The organism is Thermoflavifilum thermophilum (assembly GCF_900116565.1).
In the GTDB taxonomy this organism is placed as follows: Bacteria; Bacteroidota; Bacteroidia; order Chitinophagales; family Chitinophagaceae; genus Thermoflavifilum; species Thermoflavifilum thermophilum.
Genome location: NZ_FPCJ01000001.1, coordinates 2067111 through 2085092, shown reverse-complemented (window position 1 = coordinate 2085092; position 17982 = coordinate 2067111). Strand labels below are relative to the sequence as shown.

Here is a 17982-nt window from a genome sequence, read left to right as displayed (position 1 = left end):
AAATGTAGGTATGAAAACACCTAATAAATTAACCCAATTTGTAAGTAAGACTTTCATACTATTTTGTTGTTGGTTGAGACTGCATCATTTTATTCCAATCGGAAACGCTGTATGTTTTTGCATTTTTACCACTTCCAACGACAACACCTTTAAATACACCTTTTGAATCCATTATTACAATAAAATCAGCATACATCATCTTTTTGCTTCCATCTCCTTCTAAACTGGTATAAGGATTTCCTATTGCAGGACTAACGCCTATAAATAATTGGTTGCCCTTTGTGTCCCCGATAAAAGTTTCTGCTGACGGAAAGGCATCACCGGTTTGGACGGCATTTACTTTTAAAGTTCCCGCCTTTTCGTTTTCGGTCAGTATAAACTTGGTATGTACATCTATATCCGGTGTAGGAATTCCTATTCTTTTAGTTAATGGATTAGATCCGGCCATATCTACAGTAAATGAGACTGTACTATTCCCATTTTTATCAGTTGAAGATGTGAAATTTTTAATATCCGCCCTATCGTTTGGAGTAGCATTGCCTTTCCCTAATATTGGATGGCTGCTTTCATTACTCCATACATTGCCGGCATCAAAAGTTCTGGCAGTTGGATCTACTGTGAATACGTGTTGAAGCCTTGAGGTTACCTTTAAAGATAACGAATAGCCCCTGTTATCACCGCCAAATCCACCACCAAAGGTTTTAAATGGGACAAAAGACCGAATATGAATTGGATGTGGCCACATGCCGTCAGGATCGAACATTAATATCGGGTTATCGCCCATTGCAACGTACGGACTCCAACCTGGTGCTTTAGCTGCCATGGGGTCAACAGTCAAACGTCCTGAGTGATGTGTGATCATGTTATACACTTTATTTCTTCTTTGGTAATTTCGTCTTGTCCACCAAGTTCGTTAAGTCTGGGCTATAATATTGCTTTTCTCCTTTCTTATCCTTTGGTACAATTTCAAAAGATAAAAATTCAATTTCTCTTTCACGATCAGCACTGTTATTAGCCGTAATGGGTGAGAACTTCCCCTTAGCCCAAAAAGTTGACGGGTTAAATCCTACACACTGATCGCTAATGTCTGTGCCATCGGTTTCATACACCTTGGGTTTGGTATAAACCTTATCAAAGGTGCGCTTAGTAATGTAGCCTATCCCATTACTGTCAACGGTTAAAATATTCTTATCTACGCTTGATAACACCAATGTCACCCGGCCTTCATAGCCCTTTGGAACAACAATTGTCAATTTTGGTGATGAAAATCTAATCATAAAAACTATTGATATTATTGATACCACAGAACATAGAACTACAAAAAAGGATGTTTTTTTGAAAATCAGTTTGATAACTCCAGATATTACTATACTTCCTATAAACAAGGCTATTATTATCATCCCTGCCATGAATATGGAAGACAGTATAAATGTTGGCATTCTTACTATTTGAACAGTAAGAACGCCAACTAAGAGTAAAGATATTAGCCCCGCAAGCCATTTAATCCATTTCATAATTATTTATCTACTGTAACGTTGATAAAATGCAGGAGCAGGCCTGAGAGAAATACTTTCGGTTATCACACTTCCCCCCATGCCATTATCTCCAAAAACAGTTTTTATCTCTCTATCATGCGTTTTTACAAAAGACGGCTGGTTATATTTAAATAACAGGTTCCCATTTACTGTCAGGGTAGATGAAGGAAAAATATCCGTGGCTGCAGTCACCTTTAAGTTTCCGCCTGAATAACCCAGATTCAACTTTTGGGCAACATTTACAATATCATAACCTTGTGCATTCAAGCCAAATTGCTCAATCGGAGATACGCTTGCATGTTGCTCAAAATTAAGGTTGTAGGTTCCTAAAGTGCCATCAGTATTCATAGAGTGAATGGATGATGCTTTATTCTGATCAGAACCTAAACCTGGAAAATAATCCCTGGCTGTACCTAGCGGTGTTTTTCCAATAACAACGCTTATAGTTGCTGTAATACCTGTTAGCTCCCCTGCTTTATTCTCCGTTGATGACAAGGTAATAGTTGAAGTCAGTTTGTCACCTGCTGGGCTTGGTAACGGCCAGGGAGGATTGGGGCCGTCCCAAAGCTTTTTATCAATGTAGCTGTTGAATTTGAAGGTTAATGTTTTCCCTAAATAGGTTTCCCCTTCTTTTGCTGTTGCTTGTGAGTTTGCGTCCTTATCCCAATAAATACTACCATTCTTCCTTTGTACCCAATCTTCTGGGCCCATGCCTGTTGGATCAACCAAATTGATCGGGCTATTCATAGTAAAATTATAGGGAGACCAGGAAGGATACTTACTGGCCAAGGGATCTATCTGCCACCACCTCCCTATCTGCGCATCTAAACCCCTGAACCTCGCCGTATATAAATCAAGACCCCATCCATCAGTAAACTCCTTCTCATTCAGCTCAATGCCATTATACCTGTACCTGTTCTCCAACCGATTCATCGCCCGATCGCTGATACCAGCCATCTCCAACCCAAACGGATAATAATGATCCTCCGCTAACAATGGACCCGGCCTGTGGTGCACAACCAGCTGATCAAAGAACACATCCTGAGAACTCTCATTACTTAAATATATGAAAAGATATCCATTCCTGGGCATCACCGGTATATCAGCCACCAGGACCTGCTTGCTCGTCCCGCTCCTTACCTGAGTAACTCCACCCTGCACAAAGTGAAATTGATTGTCAAACAATACCCAGTTTAAAAATGCCTTTGGATAGCTATTATAGTTAGCCGCATCTTTGTTGCTTAAAAACTGTGTGATTCCGGGACTTAATGCATCATTCAGCTGTGGCTGTTGGGCAATACTCATTTTCCCCCCACTGCTCGTAATCACAGCACTGCTCAATGCATTTAACAGGTCTCCCAGTAAACTCGGCGGATTCACCGGCTGTTGGATGGGGCTGTTATACCATCCATATACCGCATTCAAAAAAGAGCAATTGTACTTATGTCTATTTTTTCAAATTTTTAGGATAAACATTCACCTTTTATTAGCATCATTGATACATCATATTCTTGCAGGGCTGCAAACAGCAATCAATGCTTCCCTCCCAAATTCACCACCAGTCCATACCCCACGTAGCCGCTATGGATGACGGGTTGCAGGTGCAGCGTAAGGTTATCGGAGACATTGAAATAATAAAGATGAGCATCGACCAGCGCATCGACAATATTGATCACATACACGCCCAGGAAGGCAAGGGCTGAATAATCTACATACTGCCGGTAGATATCGCGAATCCGCTTCTGATCTTGCGGACCGTATTGATCCACAAAAGGATCGCCGGTTTTTTGTCCCGTGAAACTCAAACGATAGGCGTCACGAAACAGGATATATTGTTTGTAATTGTAGATAAACACCCCGGCGGCCACTCCCAGCCCGGCATAGGCAATGGGTATTTTCCAGTATTTGTGGTTATAGGCCTGACCCAGGCCGGGCAGCACGGCCGAATACAAAGCAGCCAGGCGGGGATCGTGAATGGGCTGGGCCGAAGTAGTGTCTAGCTGAGCTGGGGTAGTATCCGGCTGAATGCGGACAGTATCTGCTGCTGATAGAGCGGCGGATACATGGGTGGTATCAGCTTTCCGGGGCAGGGTATCACGCACAAATAGCGTATCGGTTAAAATATGAACAGTATCGGTCGCCACAGGCTGCTGGGCTTTTGCGTGACGGGGCATCAGAAGTCCGGTGAATATACCCAAAACCACCAAGCTACATACATACCGGCTCCTTACCTGCAGGCCAGCAAAGCGTTGCATAAGTGCTGAAAAAAGATGATACCACCAAAATAAAATCCTGGATTCCTGCATCGGCATCTGGTGATCAGCTGCGAATGCGTTGCAGGAGTTCCAGGATGCGGTTGAGTTCTTCATCGGAATAAAAATCAATGGCGATATGTCCTTTGCCGCTTGGGTTACGCTGCAGTTTTACCCGGGTAGAAAACAGGTCGGTGAGCTGATCTTGTATGCGCTGATAAGCGGGTGGCAGCTGCGTACCAGAAGCGGTCGGCTTGTTTTTATGCCTGCGATCCAGCTGGCGCACCAGCTCTTCAGTTTGTCTGACAGAGAGTTTTTTACGGATGATTTCATGAAAAACAAAGAGCTGCTGCTCGATATTTTCAATATTAATGATGGCCCGGGCATGTCCCATGCTGATTTCTCCGCTACGCACGGCAATCTGGATATCGGGTGGCAGCTTCAGCAGGCGCAAGTAGTTGGTAACTGTGGTACGATCTTTTCCGATGCGCTCGGCTACCTGTTCCTGCGTCAGTCCGCATTCTTCCATCAGCCGGCGATAGCTGAGTGCTGTTTCAATGGCGTTGAGATCTTCCCGCTGCAGGTTTTCAGTGAGGGCCAGCTCCAGCAGCTGTTGGTCATCGGCCTGGCGGATATAAGCCGGAATATCTTTCAATCCGGCCATGCGTGCGGCCCGGAGGCGACGCTCACCGGCAATCAATCGATACTGCTTATGGCCGATCCGGGATACAGTGATGGGCTGGATGACATCATGCAAACGAATAGAATGAGCCAGTTCCGCCAGCGCCTTTTCATCGAAATCGCGCCGAGGCTGCATGGGATTCACCTCAATCTGGTCAATGGGAATCCGCTCAAATGTAGTAGCTGAAACCAGTTTTTCTTCCGCCAGCGTACCGGACGGAGATTTGAAATCGGCATCAATATGTTGAAGCAGCGAACGAATTCCCTTACCAAGCGCTTCTTTTTTATGGGGTGCAGCAGACATCAGGCAATGATTTTATCTTTCAACTTAATGCGGGTGGCATCGTTTTTCTGGAGAATTTCACGGGCTAAATTCAGATAGTGCAAAGCGCCGTTGCTATCGGCATCATACAACACCGCCGGCTTGCCCAGGCTGGGCGCCTCAGCCAGCCGGGTATTGCGGTGGATAATGGTATCGAAAACCAGATCCTTGAAATGATGCCTGATTTCGCTCAGGATCTGATTGCTCAGCCGCAAGCGACCATCATACATGGTCAGCAAAATACCTTCAATTTCCAGACCCGTGTTGAGTCGGGTTTGCACAATTTTAATGGTGTTAAGCAGCTTACCCAAACCTTCCAGTGCAAAAAACTCGCATTGCACGGGGATAATCACCGAATCAGCAGCCGTAAGGGCATTGACGGTAATCAGCCCCAGCGAGGGCGAACAATCTATGATGATGAAATCATATTCTGGCTTCAGGGGTTCCAGCACCTGTTTCAGCACATGCTCCCGGTTGGGATGATGAATCAGCTCCAGCTCGGCCCCAACCAGGTCGATATGCGCGGGCAATAGCTGAAGATCTTTCATTTCGGTTTGCAAGATTACGTCGCGGGCGCGGGCTTCGTTGACCATGCAATCATAGACGCTTTGTTGAATATTGCGCAGATCAAAGCCCAGTCCGGTTGTACTGTTGGCCTGCGGATCGGCGTCCACCAACAAAGTTTTGTATTCCAACACGGCCAGACTTGCCGAAAGATTAATAGCGGTGGTGGTTTTGCCCACACCTCCTTTCTGATTGGCTAAAGCAATGATTTTTCCCATGGATTCGGTTCAAATAAACAACAAATATCAACTTACATTTCAATGGTTTCACCTATAGCAGGCAATAGCAGCTGGCGGCCGGCCTCCTGAAAAGCCTTGCGGGCAGCCTCCTTATCAATTTTAATGTACCCAAAAGTGTCGTAATGTACTCCTACTACGCGCTCGGTTTGCACCAGCTCAGCAGCTACTAAGGCGTCTTCGTAACCCATGGTGAAGTTATCTCCAATCGGAAATATGGCAAAATCAATCCGCGCAAAACGCGGAATCAACTGCATATCCAGCGTAAGGGCCGTATCGCCGGAATAGTAAAAATTCCCTTGAGCTGTCTGACACACAAAACCACCGGGATTGCCGCCGTTAGCTCCGTCGGGCAGTTTGCTTGAATGAATGGCGTTGACATATTTCACCCTGCCGAAATCAAATGTCCAGCTTCCTCCATGATTCATCGGATGCACCTTCTGAAAACCCTGGGCCTGAAACCATTCAATGATTTCAAAATTGGACACGATGGTAGCACCTGTCCGTTTGGCAATGGCAGCTACATCGGCCACATGATCGGCATGGCCATGGGAAACCAGGATATAATCGGCCGGAATCTGATGAATATCAATATGCCGGGCCAGTTCGTTAGGAGTAATAAAAGGGTCGAATAAGATATGATGCTGGCCAATCTGCACCGCAAAACAGGCATGACCGTAATAGGTAAATCTCATGTCAAGCAGATTTAATGAACGAAAACTGGATTTTACAAAAATACAACCATTCTCCTGAAAGCGTCAAACCGATGTGGATGAACTGTGAATTAATCAGGCTCCGGCTTTTTCCGTAGGTTTGCTCAGCAAACGATGGATCAGATTACCGTTATTGCAGGTACCAATCGCCCGGGCAGCCGCACCTTGCAAATCGCGCGACAATACATCCGCCTGCTGCAGGACTATCCGGCTTCTGCCCATTTGCTTTCCCTGGAAGGATTAGACCTCAACAAACGTACGGCTGAGCTGGAGCATATAGAAAACACCTTCATTATTCCCGTACAGAAGTTTATTTTCATTTTACCGGAATACAACGGCAGTTTTTCGGGTGCGGTGAAAACTTTTATCGATCTAACCCGTTACAAGGAATGCTGGTATTACAAGAAAGCCCTGCTTACCGGTGTGGCTGAGGGAAGGGGTGGCAACCTCCGCGGACTGGATCATTTTACGGGTGTGCTGCATTTCCTGAAGGTGATTGTGCACCCCAATAAATTGCCTATTTCTTCTGTCAAGCAGCTGATGAGTGCTCAGGGCGAAATCGTGGATGAAAAAACGCTGGAACAGATCCACCAGCAAATTGAAGAATTTTTGACGCTATAATCATCTAACCATGTTTTCCTTATTGCGCAGCGGTTGGATTATCCTGATTTTGGTGCTTATTGACTGGTATGCCTTTCAAGCCGTACGCACCCTGGTGCACGAATGGCATGGCAAAGCCCGACTGGTGGTGTATGTGCTGTATGGATTGTTTTCCCTTGCGAGTTATGCGTTTTTGTTTTTTTCAGGGGCCTGGCATCTCTCGTCGCATCAGCGAATGACGGGATATACGATTGCCATTGGTGCCATCCTCGGCAAAATGCTGGTGGATGTATGGCTTTTACTGGACGATATTCGCCGGGGCATTGTCTGGTTGGCCCGGTTATGGGCACCCCATGGCGAGGTGAGCGACGCCGTGCGCGACGCATCAATCAGCCGCTCGCAATTCCTGTCGGCCGCCGGACTCATCGTGGGAGGCGTGCTCTACAGCAGCCTGCTGTATGGCATGTCAAACAAATATCGGTATCGGGTACACCATGTAAAGCTCCATTTCCCCGACCTACCCGAAGCTTTTCGCGGGCTGCGCATGGTGCAGATTTCCGATATCCATGCCGGCAGCTTCACCCATCCCGATAAGGTGGCTCATGGTGTGAAAATGGCCATGGACCTGAAGCCCGATATCGTCTTCTTTACCGGCGACCTGATCAACAACCATCACGAAGAAATGGAGGGCTACCAGGAAATCTTTGCCCAACTGAAGGCGCCCATGGGCGTGTATGCCATTCTTGGCAACCACGATTACGGCGATTATACCCACTGGCCCAGCCCCGAAGCTAAAGCCGAAAATCTGGCCAAACTGAAACAAATAGAAGCCGAGATGGGCTGGCACATGCTCAACAATGCCCATACCATCCTGGAACGCAACGGTCAGCAGATCGCCCTGATCGGCGTAGAAAACTGGAGCGCCCTGCGGCATTTTTCGCGTTATGGCGACTTGAAAAAAGCCTATGCCGGCACCGAAGCTTACCCATTCAAAATTTTGCTTTCCCACGATCCCACCCATTGGGACGCGCAGGTAAGACCCGAGTTCCCCGATATCCAGCTCACCCTTTCAGGTCATACGCATGGATTTCAGTTTGGCGTGGAAATACCCGGGTTTAAATGGAGTCCCTGCGAATATGTGTACAAAGAATGGGCAGGCCTGTATCGCGAGGGCAACCAGTATTTGTATGTCAACCGCGGTTATGGTTTTATCGGCTATCCCGGACGGGTAGGTATTCTGCCTGAAATCACCCTTTTGGAATTTGTTTAAACATACTGAATATCCTGGTCTTCCAATAAAGGCAGATTCTGGAGGCGCAACAACAGCTGAGCAACGGCCACCACATCTTTCTGGCAATATTGAACTATTCGTTCAAAATCATGATCCTGCCAATATACCTTCGCCACTTCACTGCCATGCAGGTCTTCTTTGGGCGAAGGAATCCCTAAAACAGTCGTAAGCAGCTGCAACGAGGTATAGTGCTTGTAATCGCCAAAACGCCACAAATGCAAGGTGTCGAGCACGGGCACTTCCCAGGGCTTCTTGCCATACAGCTGCAGCGCTTCGGGTAAGGCAAGACCTTGAATGAGAGCCCTCCGGCAAATGTAGGGCAGGTCAAATTCTTGAATGTTATGCCCGGCCAGCCGAAATCCAGGCTTATGCTGAACTTTTTTCACGACCTGAAAAAAATCCTGCAAAATTTCCGATTCCTGATCTCCGAAAAACGAGGTTACCCGAAATTGAAAATGGGTTGCTGCCTCCTGGGTGATATCGCCAGACGAAGCTGTAAAATAACCGGCACTGATGCAAATGATTTTTCCGAATTCTGCATAAATGCCCGCCCGCTCGGCATAAGCTTCCGAAGGAGGTATTCCCGATTCTGGCTTAATTTTTGAATGCTTTTCTATCCAGAGTTCTTGCAAGGCAGGAGAAATCTCTTCAAAACGAGCCTGCCCGGGAACCGTTTCGATATCGATTAACAACAATTCAGATAAATTCAATTGATTTAACATATAAAAAAGTTGTACAATTTTTGTAAATTAAACAATGCTGTAAACATTTTTTATCTTTTCACCAAAACCTACATGTATGGCAGATACTAACTTTCATCAGGAATCCGCTGCTCCTGCAGGCGGAGAACCTACTCCCGAGAAAAAGGGGAGCCGAAGCTTATTGTACATCATCCTGATCGTCGCCCTTCTGGCTACCTGGGGTTATCTGATTTACGACAAATCCCAGCACAAACAAAGGGAAATTCAGCTTACCCAGCAAATTACTTCCACCGATTCGGCACGCAATGAGCTGCAAAAGGAATACGAAGCGGCCAACGCCATGATTGACCAGCTGACATCCCAGAACACCCACATGGATAGTTTGCTGAAAGCCAACAACAAAGAAATCAGCGCCCTGAAAGCCCGCATCCAGAGCATCCTGAACGATCGCAATGCCACCCGCGCCCAATTAGAAGAAGCCAGGCAACTCATCCAGCAGCTAAATGCCACCATTGAAAATTACAAAGCCCAGATTGAAAAACTGGAAGGTGAGAAAATAGTATTGACCCAGCAAAGAGACTCCCTGAAACGCAACCTGGATACCGCCACGCAAGTAAACCAGCAGTTGGCTCAGCAAGTACAACTGGGAAGCGTACTGCACGCATCGGATATACAGATCATTCCGCTTCATCTGAAAAAAAGCGGTAAAGAAGTAGAAACATCCCGGGCAAAACGGGCCGACATGATGCGTGTGAGCTTTGACCTGGATGAAAACCGGATTACACCTTCCGGGCCCAAAGACATCTATGTGTGCATCACCGATCCCGATGGCAAGCCACTGGCAGTAGAGGCACTGGGATCAGGCCGGTTTACCCTGGCCGATGGTACCGAAAAGCTCTACACAGCCATGAAGACTGTGAATTATGAAACGGGTAAAAAGACGCACGTGGATATCGACTGGAAGCAGAATTCCACTTTTAAGCCCGGCACCTATCACGTGGAAATCTATGAGAGCGGCTACCTGATCGGTCAGGGGGATGTGGACATGAAGAAGGGCGGATTTCTGTGAGCCGACAAACCTCAAAATACAGCCCGGAGTGTAGCTGTGCCGGTATGCACAATTCTGGCGGAACCGGTTTTACGTCCGTCGTAATCCAGGTTGATTTCCAGGTTGCCCGCCAATCTCCGGATAAGACCCAGATGCCATAACCAGTTGGTCCCCGGCAACAGGCCCTGCAGCATGCTGAATCCTGCAGGGCTTTGTGTATTGCCCGAAAACTGTACATGGTTAAAACTCAGGCTGCACTCAAGTCGGGTAGCCGATAGCTGACTCCAGGTGCACGTGCCGGTAAGCGACTGGCCCGTATATGTTTCTCCCCCCCACGCCTGCCGGTTCCGTTTGTGGTTATAGCCGTAAGCCAGGGAAACACGAAAAGCTGATCCGGAGATATATTGCAGCATGGGTGTGAGCGCCCTAAATCTGTAATCATATCGCTGATCCATTACCTGGTCAATACTATCCAGCATTCTTCCCATTTCCCATGCGATGGAAAATTCGTATCTGGACAAAAAAAACAAACGGGCATGAGCAATATGCTGACGCGTGATATGCGACTCCTGGCCATAAATCATGAAATTTCGATTGGCAATTGCTTGCAAGGTATAATCGGCACTCCAAACACCGGAGTGTGGTTGCAGGAATATGGAATGGCTCATGAGGCTTTGACGTCCCAAAAGGGTTGCATCCGCCTGCCGTTTGAAAGGATTTACTAATGGTCCTTTGTTACCTGCCCGCTGAAGGGAAATGTTCAAATGGCTTTCCAGACGCATTTGTGTGAGCCATTGGAGTAAAAAACACGAAGATTCCCCCCATTTCGATGGATGGATAGATAACTGTTCATCCCATTGGACCAGCCGGGTGGGAATAAAAGTTTGGGTCGGGGTAAATATCCGCACATAATTGCCCTGATCTGCAAACACGGCCGGTTGAAATTCATTGACCTGGGGAATCCCATCGTGGTTGTAATCAACCCACACATATTGACCCTGCCCGGCAGGTACGGGTACGTAGGTAAAAGCAAGCTGTTGCTGCTGCCCCCCGGCCAGGCCATACAGCAGATGATGGTCAATCCATCCACCCACCGCAATATGATCCACCAGCTGGCCCATAAGCTGGGATCCGGCATCCTGGCTGGTAAAGCTGCTATCCTGGTGAAACAAAAACTGGCTGTCACGCACCTCCACACTTCGGTATGCTATATTCCACTGCAACTGATGCATGGGGCGATTCACATCTCCGTAAAGCCTGATGGTTTTACTGATGCTGCCCATACCAAAGCCTGTATAACCATGAGGAGCACGGTCCAACCTGTAAGTAGTGCTAATACCCACCCGGTTATCCTGAGAAGCGCGGGATAAATCAAGCCGCGTAATCTGAAAATCATAACTTCCGGGCGATAAGGTATCCACAGGTTGCAGATGCATGGCATTTTTCTCCTGGTTCCAACTGGTTGTCAGCTCCCATTGGGAAGTACCACTGCCTTGCCAGAACTTCGATAGCACAATTTGAGGTTTCCAGAGTGTGGATACGAAAAAGGGGCTGCTCACCCGGGTCAGGGTAGCTTGGCTGGTAGCATGAAAATCCGGCTGGAGATACCGGAGTGTGAGCTGGTGCGAGTTTCCCTGTAATTGCAGCTTCGGATCAGCTGCCTGCCCAAGCCGCCAGTATCCCTGCCAGGCATATTGCAGGCCCCAACCTTTTGACCGGGAAATGCCCGTGGAAAAGGAGAGCAGATGTTCATCGGCCGGTGCCAGCACACTGTCTAAGGGTAAGCTCCATGCACGATTGAATTCCACTTCACGAAAGGGCTGCAATGCCTGGAAGCCATGCGATACAAAATCGTAATTCAGCTGTGTGTTAAGAGGAATTGGCTTTCCGCCGGCGCGGCCCAGGGATCTCTGATCCTGGAAGCTGAGATGAGCAGCCATCCCCTGCTGCACCGATGCTGAAGGAGGTGCAAAGGTGTTGACATTCAATTGGCTCCAGGCCCATTCGCCTTCCAGCATGCTGTGAGATGAACATTCGGTTCGCACGTGAAGGCTGATGAGTTGCTGGCTTCGGGGAGCTACCAGCAATACCGCCGCCACATAATCACCCTGGTGCATACCATTTACAGGTGCCACCCACATATACACCCGCCCATTGGCGAGTGTGCTACCCAGCACATAATCCCCCTTTCCTGGCCCCACATAGCTGAAGCTCACATTGTACAAGGTATCGGCTGCTCCATCCGTTGAGTACAGAAACACGCTGTCATACCAGATGCCATTCACAAGCGTGTCAATGCGCCGATAGAGCACGTGCTGGGTCAGGCTTGTGTCTGGAACGGCATCGGGGTAGAAAGCCTGATCTACCTGATTACCTATCCGGCGAAGAAAAAGTTGCTGGCTGGCATCCAATGGCTGCAGCAGGGGCGCCCGTTTGTTATCGGTATTGCTGTACACATGCATATCCAGCTGCAGGCGTGGCGTAGCCTGCCAGTTTGCTTCTGCGTACCATTGTGTGTTTACATAATGCTGGTTGGCATATTCAAATTCCACCTGAATACGGCTATCCTTGGTAATCAGTCGCCTGGGAGTAAAGCTGATCTGCCCCGTGTTGTAATCAATTACGTAATCCTGGTCTTCTCCCCGCTGAAGCAATTGCCCATCCAGGTACACCCTTTCCGTACCTGCCAGAACCGTGATTGGGGTTTCCCCCTGGTTGCCATGCAGCGGATAGGGCCCCTGATTACCTTCCTGACCCTGAAACACGTTTCTGGCCTGGATTCCCCTGGAAACTGCCCCGGCAATCCGAAATGCCCACCCGGACGATAGTCCGGTATCGGCCATCCCCTTGCTGATTTCCATACCCTGCAACCGTTTGTAGAAACGCATGAAATAGGTTCGACCCATCAGATCAAAATCACCCACCTGCAACTGATAGGGCCGGCGGATAAAGCGCACATACACTTGATCCAGATCCTGCAGGGTAAGTGTATTGCCCGCAGGCTGCACAGGCAACTGCTGATCGCTTACGGCAGCCTGCACCTGGATGCTGTCGCCCAGATAGCCCGAAACCTGCAGATTCAAGGCCGAACGCAATATCACGCTCTGGGTATTCCCAAATGAAATGCTTCTGCCCAGGCTTCCGTTGTACTGCAGCCTTCCTGGGAAAAACCCTTCCGATGCAGCCTGTCCGGCTTCGGGCGTATAGGGATGATTCAATGCAAATCCCTGTCGCCACGCATCCGGTTTGTGAAAAAATACGGGTGCCCCCAAAGCTTCATGAAATACGCGATAACTCACCCAAACACTGTCTGTCGGTGGCTTACATTTCCAGACCAGGTACCCCTCCAGCTCATAGGGCTGATAACAACTATCGGCAATACCTGCAATCCGGATCGTTCCGGGTAAAATACTCAGGCTGTCAATCTTCAGAGTATCCCCCACCACGGCCAGTCTTTTTACCCGCTGATTGTTCCACAGCCAATGTTGCTGGGCAGCGGCCTGACCCATCCATCCCCAACTTAGCAAATATCCCCACCATAGAAAAGCCCATCGGTTGCTCAGGAGAGCAACCCACTTACATACGTTGCTATTCATGCGTGGTTTCATGGGGGTGCATACAAAAAAACGTTAATTTCCCCAGCCTCTGCAGAGCTGTTTGCTGAACTGCACAATCTTCTTCGTAAATTGAACTGATTTGTTTTTTCTGTGTTAAACCTTTGCCATGACACCCACTGAAATTATACAGGCCTACGAACAATATTGGCTGGAGCATGGGCACAGGCCGACTTCCGTGTATGCATTTGCCAAACATATCGGCATTACTGAGCCGGAGTTTTATGCCCATTACGGGTCGTTTTCAGCACTGGAAAAAGATTTCTGGAAACAAAGCTTTGAAGATACCATCCGGCAACTGCGGCAGGATGAAACCTATCAGCGTTATTCGGCCCGGGAAAAATTGCTGGCTTTTTATTACCTCTGGATTCAGCAACTGCGTCAACACCGGAGTTACATTTTGCTGCAAAAAAACCGGCTCTTTATCCCATCACCACAAGGCTCCCAGCTGGAGAGCCTTCGCCATGCCTTTCTGGATTATGTACAGGAATTGATTCAGGCAGGCATGGAAAATAAAGAAATCAAAAAACGCACCTTGCTTTCTGACCGCTACAAATACGGCTTCTGGGCACAACTGCTTTTTGTGCTGAAGTACTGGATTCATGATGAAAGCAAGGAGTTTGAACTCACCGATGCAGCTATTGAAAAGGCCGTGAACTTGAGTTTTGACCTGATCGGCAGCCATACACTGGATCAGATTGTGGATTTCGGTAAGTTTTTATTGATGAAAAAAGCATGAGCTCGGTTAAGGAACAAAACAGCATTCCCACAGGCAAGGTAGAAAGGGCGGCCCTGTTTGCCCTTACGGGTGCCAAACTGGGTGTTAATTACGTAAAACATTATACCCGAAAGCTGCTCGACCCCGAAGTTTCAACAGACGAACTGCACGAAGCCAATGCCGAAGATATTTACGGTGTATTGAGCAACCTGAAAGGCAGCGCCCTGAAGGTGGCACAGATGCTCAGCCTGGACCGGGGCTTTCTGCCTCCGGCCTATGCCCGCCGTTTTGCCCTCTCGCAATACAGTGCCCCGCCACTGAGTGGCCCGCTGGTGGTGAATACGTTTTTAAAATCGCTGGGGAAAGCGCCTTCCCGGCTCTTCGATCGGTTCAATCTACACGCCACCCACGCAGCTTCAATCGGGCAGGTTCACGAAGCCTGGAAAAACGGTAAAAAACTGGCTGTAAAAATCCAGTACCCCGGCGTCGCTCACAGCGTGAAGTCAGACCTCAGGATCGTAAAGCCCATAGCCATTCGCATCGTAGGACTGCAGGAGGCCGATATGGATCAATATTTCGAGGAAGTGGAAACCAAATTGCTGGAAGAAACCAATTATCGGCTGGAATTGCAGCGTTCGCAAAAGCTCTCGGCGGTCTGCAGTCATTTACCCAACCTGATTTTCCCCCGATACTATCCGGAATATTCTTCTGACAGAATCATCACCATGGACTGGCTGGATGGCCTGCACCTGCAGGATTTTTTAGCTACGCAACCCAGCCAGGATGTACGCAACCGGGCCGGACAGGCGCTGTGGGATTTCTATCAGTTTCAGGTTCACCATCTGCGTCAGGTACATGCCGATCCGCACCCGGGCAATTTTCTGTTCCAGCCCGACGGCCGGGTGGGGATTATTGACTTCGGCTGCGTAAAAGAAATTCCACAAGATTTTTACGAAAACTATTTTGCCCTGACCCGCCCCGACCTGCTGCGCGATGAAGCCCATCGCAGGCAAGTTTTTAGGGCATTGGGAATCTTGCATCCCAACGATACGGAAAAAGATATCCGGTTTTTTACTGATTTGTTTCAGAAGCTGATCGACCTCACCACACTACCCTTCCAGCGGGAGATTTTCGATTTCGGCGCTGCAGGATTTTTTGAAGAAATTTATGCCTATACTGATTACGTGTACTCCCTTCCTGAAGTGCGTCATTCCAAAATTGTGCGGGGCACGCGCCATTCGCTGTATATCAATCGCACCTACTTTGGGCTGTATTCCATCCTGGGCGACCTGAAAGCTCAGGTCAAAACCAGCTGGCAACATATTGAAGAACTAAAAAAATATTTACCATCCAGGATGGCAGCGGATGGTCAGTTGCCTTCCAAATCTGAATCAGCAGGATAAACCAGTTTTCCATCGCGGATCTGAGCAAAAGGAGTGAGCTGATGGGCATGCAAAGACCCATCCGGGTGAATATGCAATACCTCTATACCTTTCATCACCAGGGCATCGGCCACCAGGGTGCGATGACAACGCCAGGGTACCGCTTCTGCACACATGATGCATACCTGCTGCCTGCGCGATAGCATCATCAATGCAGCCAATCCCCGGGCAAATGCATCGGTCTGCATGTAATCCGCAAATCCCCTGAAAGCAGGATGCCGCCAGCCGGTATTTACCGAATCCTTCTGCGCTTTTCTTCTTCCCCCCAGATCCCTCAGGAGATGATATCCAATGCCCGCTGCCGATAAAGAACTCGCCAAAGCCCCGGCATTGAACCAGGGTACAAACCGGGAACCAGGAAAAGATCGGATATCCACCAGCAATTGGATGTAATGGCTTTTGAGCAAAGCCATGAATTCATCTATCGGATGCACAGAATGGCCAATGGTGAAGATCCGGAGTGTGTCAGACTTGTCGTTTTCTTTCTGCAAAGCCATCAGCGCAGTTTCATTTGCCGGGCATCCCAATATATCGGCTTTTGCTGTTCATAGCTAAGGTTGCAAGCCAGAGCCGGGGCAGCCGCCCGGAAACCAAATGTAGCATCTTCAATGATACTGGCTTCCCCCCGAACAGCATCTATAAATCGTTGCATGTGTGCCTGATGATCGTCGTACCCTTCCGGTGCAGTAAACACAATTTCTTCAGCCGGTGGAGCGATGCGGGTTTGAGGTGGATATTTCCGATTGTATTCGGCCACGAAAGCCTTCTGTACATCTTCCGGGAATGTGTCGAAACTATCCCATCCACCGTAGCCAGGAGCCTGCGGTAAAGGCTGCCGCCTGAGCCTGCAGGTATGATCCCCAATTTCAATCACCCCTTCCGTGCCTACCAGGCGAGTGTAACTGCCCCCTCCGCTGCCATCGGCAAAGTTCACTTCCAGCATCACCCGAAATGCCGGATGCCTGCCGGTCGATGCGGGATAATCAAGCAAAGCAGCCATGATATCCGGTACATCGCGACCATCTTTCCAATAGCTGAGCATCCCGGTGGCATAAATACGCTCCGGACCGATGGCTCCCGTAATGAAATGCAAGCCACTGAGCAGATGCACAAATAAATCGCCCGGAATGCCCGTTCCATAAGCCCGGTAATTGCGCCAGCGGAAAAATCGAACAGGGTCGAAAGGCACTTTGGACGTATCCTTCAGAAAAGTATCAAAATCAAGGGTCTGAGGCGATGCATCGGGAGGAATGGAGTATTGCCAGGCACCCAATGCATCATGGCGGTCAATGCGTGCTTCAACCAGATTCAAATCCCCAATTTCACCGGCTTCGTATAATTTTTTTGCCTGCTCATACAACACACTGCTTACCCGCTGACTGCCCACCTGCAGAGGACGACCTGATTGCTGTGCTGCAACGATTACATCTGCCCCCTGATCCAGGTGTTGCACCATAGGCTTTTCGCAATACACCGCCTTACCGGCTTTCAGCGCATCGATGGTTATGGTTTGATGCCAGAGGTCGGCCGGGGCAATCAGCACTGCATCTACATCGTTACGGTTTAATAACTCCTGGTAATGGCGAGTGGTGTAAATATGATTGCCAAATATTTCCCTGGCTCGTTGCAACCTTCCATCATACAAATCGGCCACTCCAACCAGTTCTACGCCGGGTACCTTCAATGCCGAACGCGTATCCTGAAAGCCCATGATGCCCATGCCTATGGCAGCCACTCGCACTCTTTCAGCGCTGGCACTCACCAAAGGCCGGGGCAATGCATAAGTCTTTACTTTGCTCGCTGCCACTGCCGACAACCAGCTGTTACCAGCCATCAGCCCAATCAAACCACCCAACCGGGTAAGAAATGTTCTTCTTGATTCCATATCGTAAAAATTACAATCAAGTTCTTCGGACCATGTTTCGCAGCAAGGCCACTATAAATGTAAAGATGGCAGAGCCTATAATGGCCCAAATGACCGGAAATAATTCACCCTGAATACGCACAGCCAGCATCAGGGGCAAATGCAGCTGAGCGGCCAGCCAGGTACCCATGTAGGCCCCAATCAGGCCCACCACCAGAGAAACCAGGCAACCACCCAGGTTATAACCTGCCAGGCTCTGCCCAATCGCTCCACAAATAGCTGCAATCAGAAGTAAAACAAGAAAACTACCTATTGACATATAAAAGAAAATGAAAAAGAAAAATAGCTTTTCTTTTTGAAAATACAAACAAATCCGGCTTTATGATTCCGTTTCGTGCAAG

Annotated in this window: 17 protein-coding genes; 5 read left to right on the top strand and 12 right to left on the bottom strand. The window is 48.5% G+C overall.

The features are described from left to right. Window positions 1-58: 58 nt before the first annotated feature. The 7 genes from BM367_RS08920 to BM367_RS08890 all read right to left on the bottom strand — a co-directional run bounded on the left by BM367_RS08920 (window position 59) and on the right by BM367_RS08890 (window position 6285). The gene (locus tag BM367_RS08920; RefSeq protein ID WP_143103992.1) at window positions 59-862 is read right to left on the bottom strand and encodes a hypothetical protein; all 804 of its coding nucleotides are present in this window, start codon (window positions 860-862) and stop codon (window positions 59-61) included. 10 nt (window positions 863-872) lie between these two features. Further along, window positions 873-1514 (bottom strand): hypothetical protein, encoded by a 642-nt coding sequence (locus BM367_RS08915; RefSeq protein ID WP_092459930.1) that lies wholly within the window; start codon window positions 1512-1514, stop codon window positions 873-875. Window positions 1515-1520: 6 nt separating this feature from the next. After that, complete coding sequence (locus tag BM367_RS08910) at window positions 1521-2960, bottom strand: RHS repeat domain-containing protein (protein ID WP_092459929.1); 1440 nt, start codon at window positions 2958-2960, stop codon at window positions 1521-1523. 107 nt (window positions 2961-3067) lie between these two features. Next, on the bottom strand, window positions 3068-3790 hold the full coding sequence (locus tag BM367_RS08905) for a DUF5683 domain-containing protein (RefSeq protein ID WP_092459927.1): 723 nt from the start codon (window positions 3788-3790) through the stop codon (window positions 3068-3070). Window positions 3791-3854: 64 nt separating this feature from the next. After that, window positions 3855-4772, bottom strand: a complete 918-nt coding sequence (locus BM367_RS08900; protein ID WP_092459926.1) for a ParB/RepB/Spo0J family partition protein — start codon at window positions 4770-4772, stop codon at window positions 3855-3857. Continuing rightward, window positions 4772-5572, bottom strand: coding sequence for a ParA family protein (locus BM367_RS08895; RefSeq protein WP_092459925.1), 801 nt, complete (start codon window positions 5570-5572; stop codon window positions 4772-4774). Before BM367_RS08895 ends, BM367_RS08900 begins: the two co-directional genes overlap by 1 nt. Before the next feature lie 32 nt (window positions 5573-5604). Then, entirely contained in the window at window positions 5605-6285 is a 681-nt protein-coding gene (locus tag BM367_RS08890) for a metal-dependent hydrolase (RefSeq protein WP_092459924.1), read from the bottom strand. 132 nt (window positions 6286-6417) lie between these two features. Between BM367_RS08890 and BM367_RS08885 the strand changes: the two genes are divergently transcribed. Both BM367_RS08885 and BM367_RS08880 read left to right on the top strand, forming a co-directional pair. Then, a complete protein-coding gene (locus BM367_RS08885) occupies window positions 6418-6924 on the top strand; it encodes an NADPH-dependent FMN reductase (protein WP_092459919.1) in 507 nt (168 codons plus the stop codon). A gap of 10 nt (window positions 6925-6934) precedes the next feature. Continuing rightward, window positions 6935-8173: a metallophosphoesterase gene (locus BM367_RS08880; RefSeq protein WP_092459917.1), complete on the top strand. Its 1239-nt coding sequence runs from the start codon at window positions 6935-6937 to the stop codon at window positions 8171-8173. Here BM367_RS08880 and BM367_RS08875 read toward each other — a convergent pair. Further along, on the bottom strand, window positions 8170-8916 hold the full coding sequence (locus BM367_RS08875; RefSeq protein ID WP_092459915.1) for a ribonuclease H-like domain-containing protein: 747 nt from the start codon (window positions 8914-8916) through the stop codon (window positions 8170-8172). The two genes, BM367_RS08880 and BM367_RS08875, sit on opposite strands and share 4 nt — an antisense overlap. Before the next feature lie 76 nt (window positions 8917-8992). On the opposite strand from BM367_RS08875, the gene BM367_RS08870 reads away from it, so the two are divergent. Beyond that, window positions 8993-9964, top strand: coding sequence for a hypothetical protein (locus BM367_RS08870; protein WP_092459913.1), 972 nt, complete (start codon window positions 8993-8995; stop codon window positions 9962-9964). Window positions 9965-9975: 11 nt separating this feature from the next. Here the strand turns inward: BM367_RS08870 and BM367_RS08865 are convergent, their stop codons facing one another. Beyond that, window positions 9976-13551: a hypothetical protein gene (locus tag BM367_RS08865; RefSeq protein ID WP_143103991.1), complete on the bottom strand. Its 3576-nt coding sequence runs from the start codon at window positions 13549-13551 to the stop codon at window positions 9976-9978. A 115-nt stretch (window positions 13552-13666) separates the two neighbouring features. Here BM367_RS08865 and BM367_RS08860 point away from each other — a divergent pair, with 115 nt between their 5' ends. Next, window positions 13667-14296, top strand: coding sequence for a TetR/AcrR family transcriptional regulator (locus BM367_RS08860; RefSeq protein WP_092459909.1), 630 nt, complete (start codon window positions 13667-13669; stop codon window positions 14294-14296). Next, window positions 14293-15678 (top strand): ABC1 kinase family protein, encoded by a 1386-nt coding sequence (locus BM367_RS08855; protein ID WP_092459907.1) that lies wholly within the window; start codon window positions 14293-14295, stop codon window positions 15676-15678. The genes BM367_RS08860 and BM367_RS08855 overlap by 4 nt, the downstream gene beginning before the upstream one ends. Here the strand turns inward: BM367_RS08855 and BM367_RS08850 are convergent. The 3 genes from BM367_RS08850 to BM367_RS08840 are packed head-to-tail and all read right to left on the bottom strand — an operon-like array spanning window position 15645 to window position 17900. Next, window positions 15645-16214, bottom strand: coding sequence for a DUF488 domain-containing protein (locus tag BM367_RS08850; RefSeq protein WP_092459905.1), 570 nt, complete (start codon window positions 16212-16214; stop codon window positions 15645-15647). The genes BM367_RS08855 and BM367_RS08850 overlap by 34 nt on opposite strands. Then, window positions 16214-17602, bottom strand: coding sequence for a Gfo/Idh/MocA family protein (locus BM367_RS08845; protein ID WP_092459903.1), 1389 nt, complete (start codon window positions 17600-17602; stop codon window positions 16214-16216). The genes BM367_RS08850 and BM367_RS08845 overlap by 1 nt, the downstream gene beginning before the upstream one ends. A 16-nt stretch (window positions 17603-17618) precedes the next feature. Continuing rightward, window positions 17619-17900, bottom strand: a complete 282-nt coding sequence (locus BM367_RS08840; protein ID WP_092460991.1) for a GlsB/YeaQ/YmgE family stress response membrane protein — start codon at window positions 17898-17900, stop codon at window positions 17619-17621. Between the last annotated feature and the right edge of the window lie 82 nt (window positions 17901-17982).

What these genes read in the sequence shown, in the direction of transcription:
- BM367_RS08920 (WP_143103992.1), bottom strand. Translation starts at nt 862, where the DNA reads ATGATCACACATCACTCAGGACGTTTGACTGTTGACCCCATGGCAGCT.
- BM367_RS08915 (WP_092459930.1), bottom strand. Translation starts at nt 1,514, where the DNA reads ATGAAATGGATTAAATGGCTTGCGGGGCTAATATCTTTACTCTTAGTT.
- BM367_RS08905 (WP_092459927.1), bottom strand. Translation starts at nt 3,790, where the DNA reads ATGCAACGCTTTGCTGGCCTGCAGGTAAGGAGCCGGTATGTATGTAGC.
- BM367_RS08900 (WP_092459926.1), bottom strand. Translation starts at nt 4,772, where the DNA reads ATGTCTGCTGCACCCCATAAAAAAGAAGCGCTTGGTAAGGGAATTCGT.
- BM367_RS08895 (WP_092459925.1), bottom strand. Translation starts at nt 5,572, where the DNA reads ATGGGAAAAATCATTGCTTTAGCCAATCAGAAAGGAGGTGTGGGCAAA.
- BM367_RS08890 (WP_092459924.1), bottom strand. Translation starts at nt 6,285, where the DNA reads ATGAGATTTACCTATTACGGTCATGCCTGTTTTGCGGTGCAGATTGGC.
- BM367_RS08885 (WP_092459919.1), top strand. Translation starts at nt 6,418, where the DNA reads ATGGATCAGATTACCGTTATTGCAGGTACCAATCGCCCGGGCAGCCGC.
- BM367_RS08880 (WP_092459917.1), top strand. Translation starts at nt 6,935, where the DNA reads ATGTTTTCCTTATTGCGCAGCGGTTGGATTATCCTGATTTTGGTGCTT.
- BM367_RS08875 (WP_092459915.1), bottom strand. Translation starts at nt 8,916, where the DNA reads ATGTTAAATCAATTGAATTTATCTGAATTGTTGTTAATCGATATCGAA.
- BM367_RS08870 (WP_092459913.1), top strand. Translation starts at nt 8,993, where the DNA reads ATGGCAGATACTAACTTTCATCAGGAATCCGCTGCTCCTGCAGGCGGA.
- BM367_RS08865 (WP_143103991.1), bottom strand. Translation starts at nt 13,551, where the DNA reads ATGAAACCACGCATGAATAGCAACGTATGTAAGTGGGTTGCTCTCCTG.
- BM367_RS08860 (WP_092459909.1), top strand. Translation starts at nt 13,667, where the DNA reads ATGACACCCACTGAAATTATACAGGCCTACGAACAATATTGGCTGGAG.
- BM367_RS08855 (WP_092459907.1), top strand. Translation starts at nt 14,293, where the DNA reads ATGAGCTCGGTTAAGGAACAAAACAGCATTCCCACAGGCAAGGTAGAA.
- BM367_RS08850 (WP_092459905.1), bottom strand. Translation starts at nt 16,214, where the DNA reads ATGGCTTTGCAGAAAGAAAACGACAAGTCTGACACACTCCGGATCTTC.
- BM367_RS08845 (WP_092459903.1), bottom strand. Translation starts at nt 17,602, where the DNA reads ATGGAATCAAGAAGAACATTTCTTACCCGGTTGGGTGGTTTGATTGGG.
- BM367_RS08840 (WP_092460991.1), bottom strand. Translation starts at nt 17,900, where the DNA reads ATGTCAATAGGTAGTTTTCTTGTTTTACTTCTGATTGCAGCTATTTGT.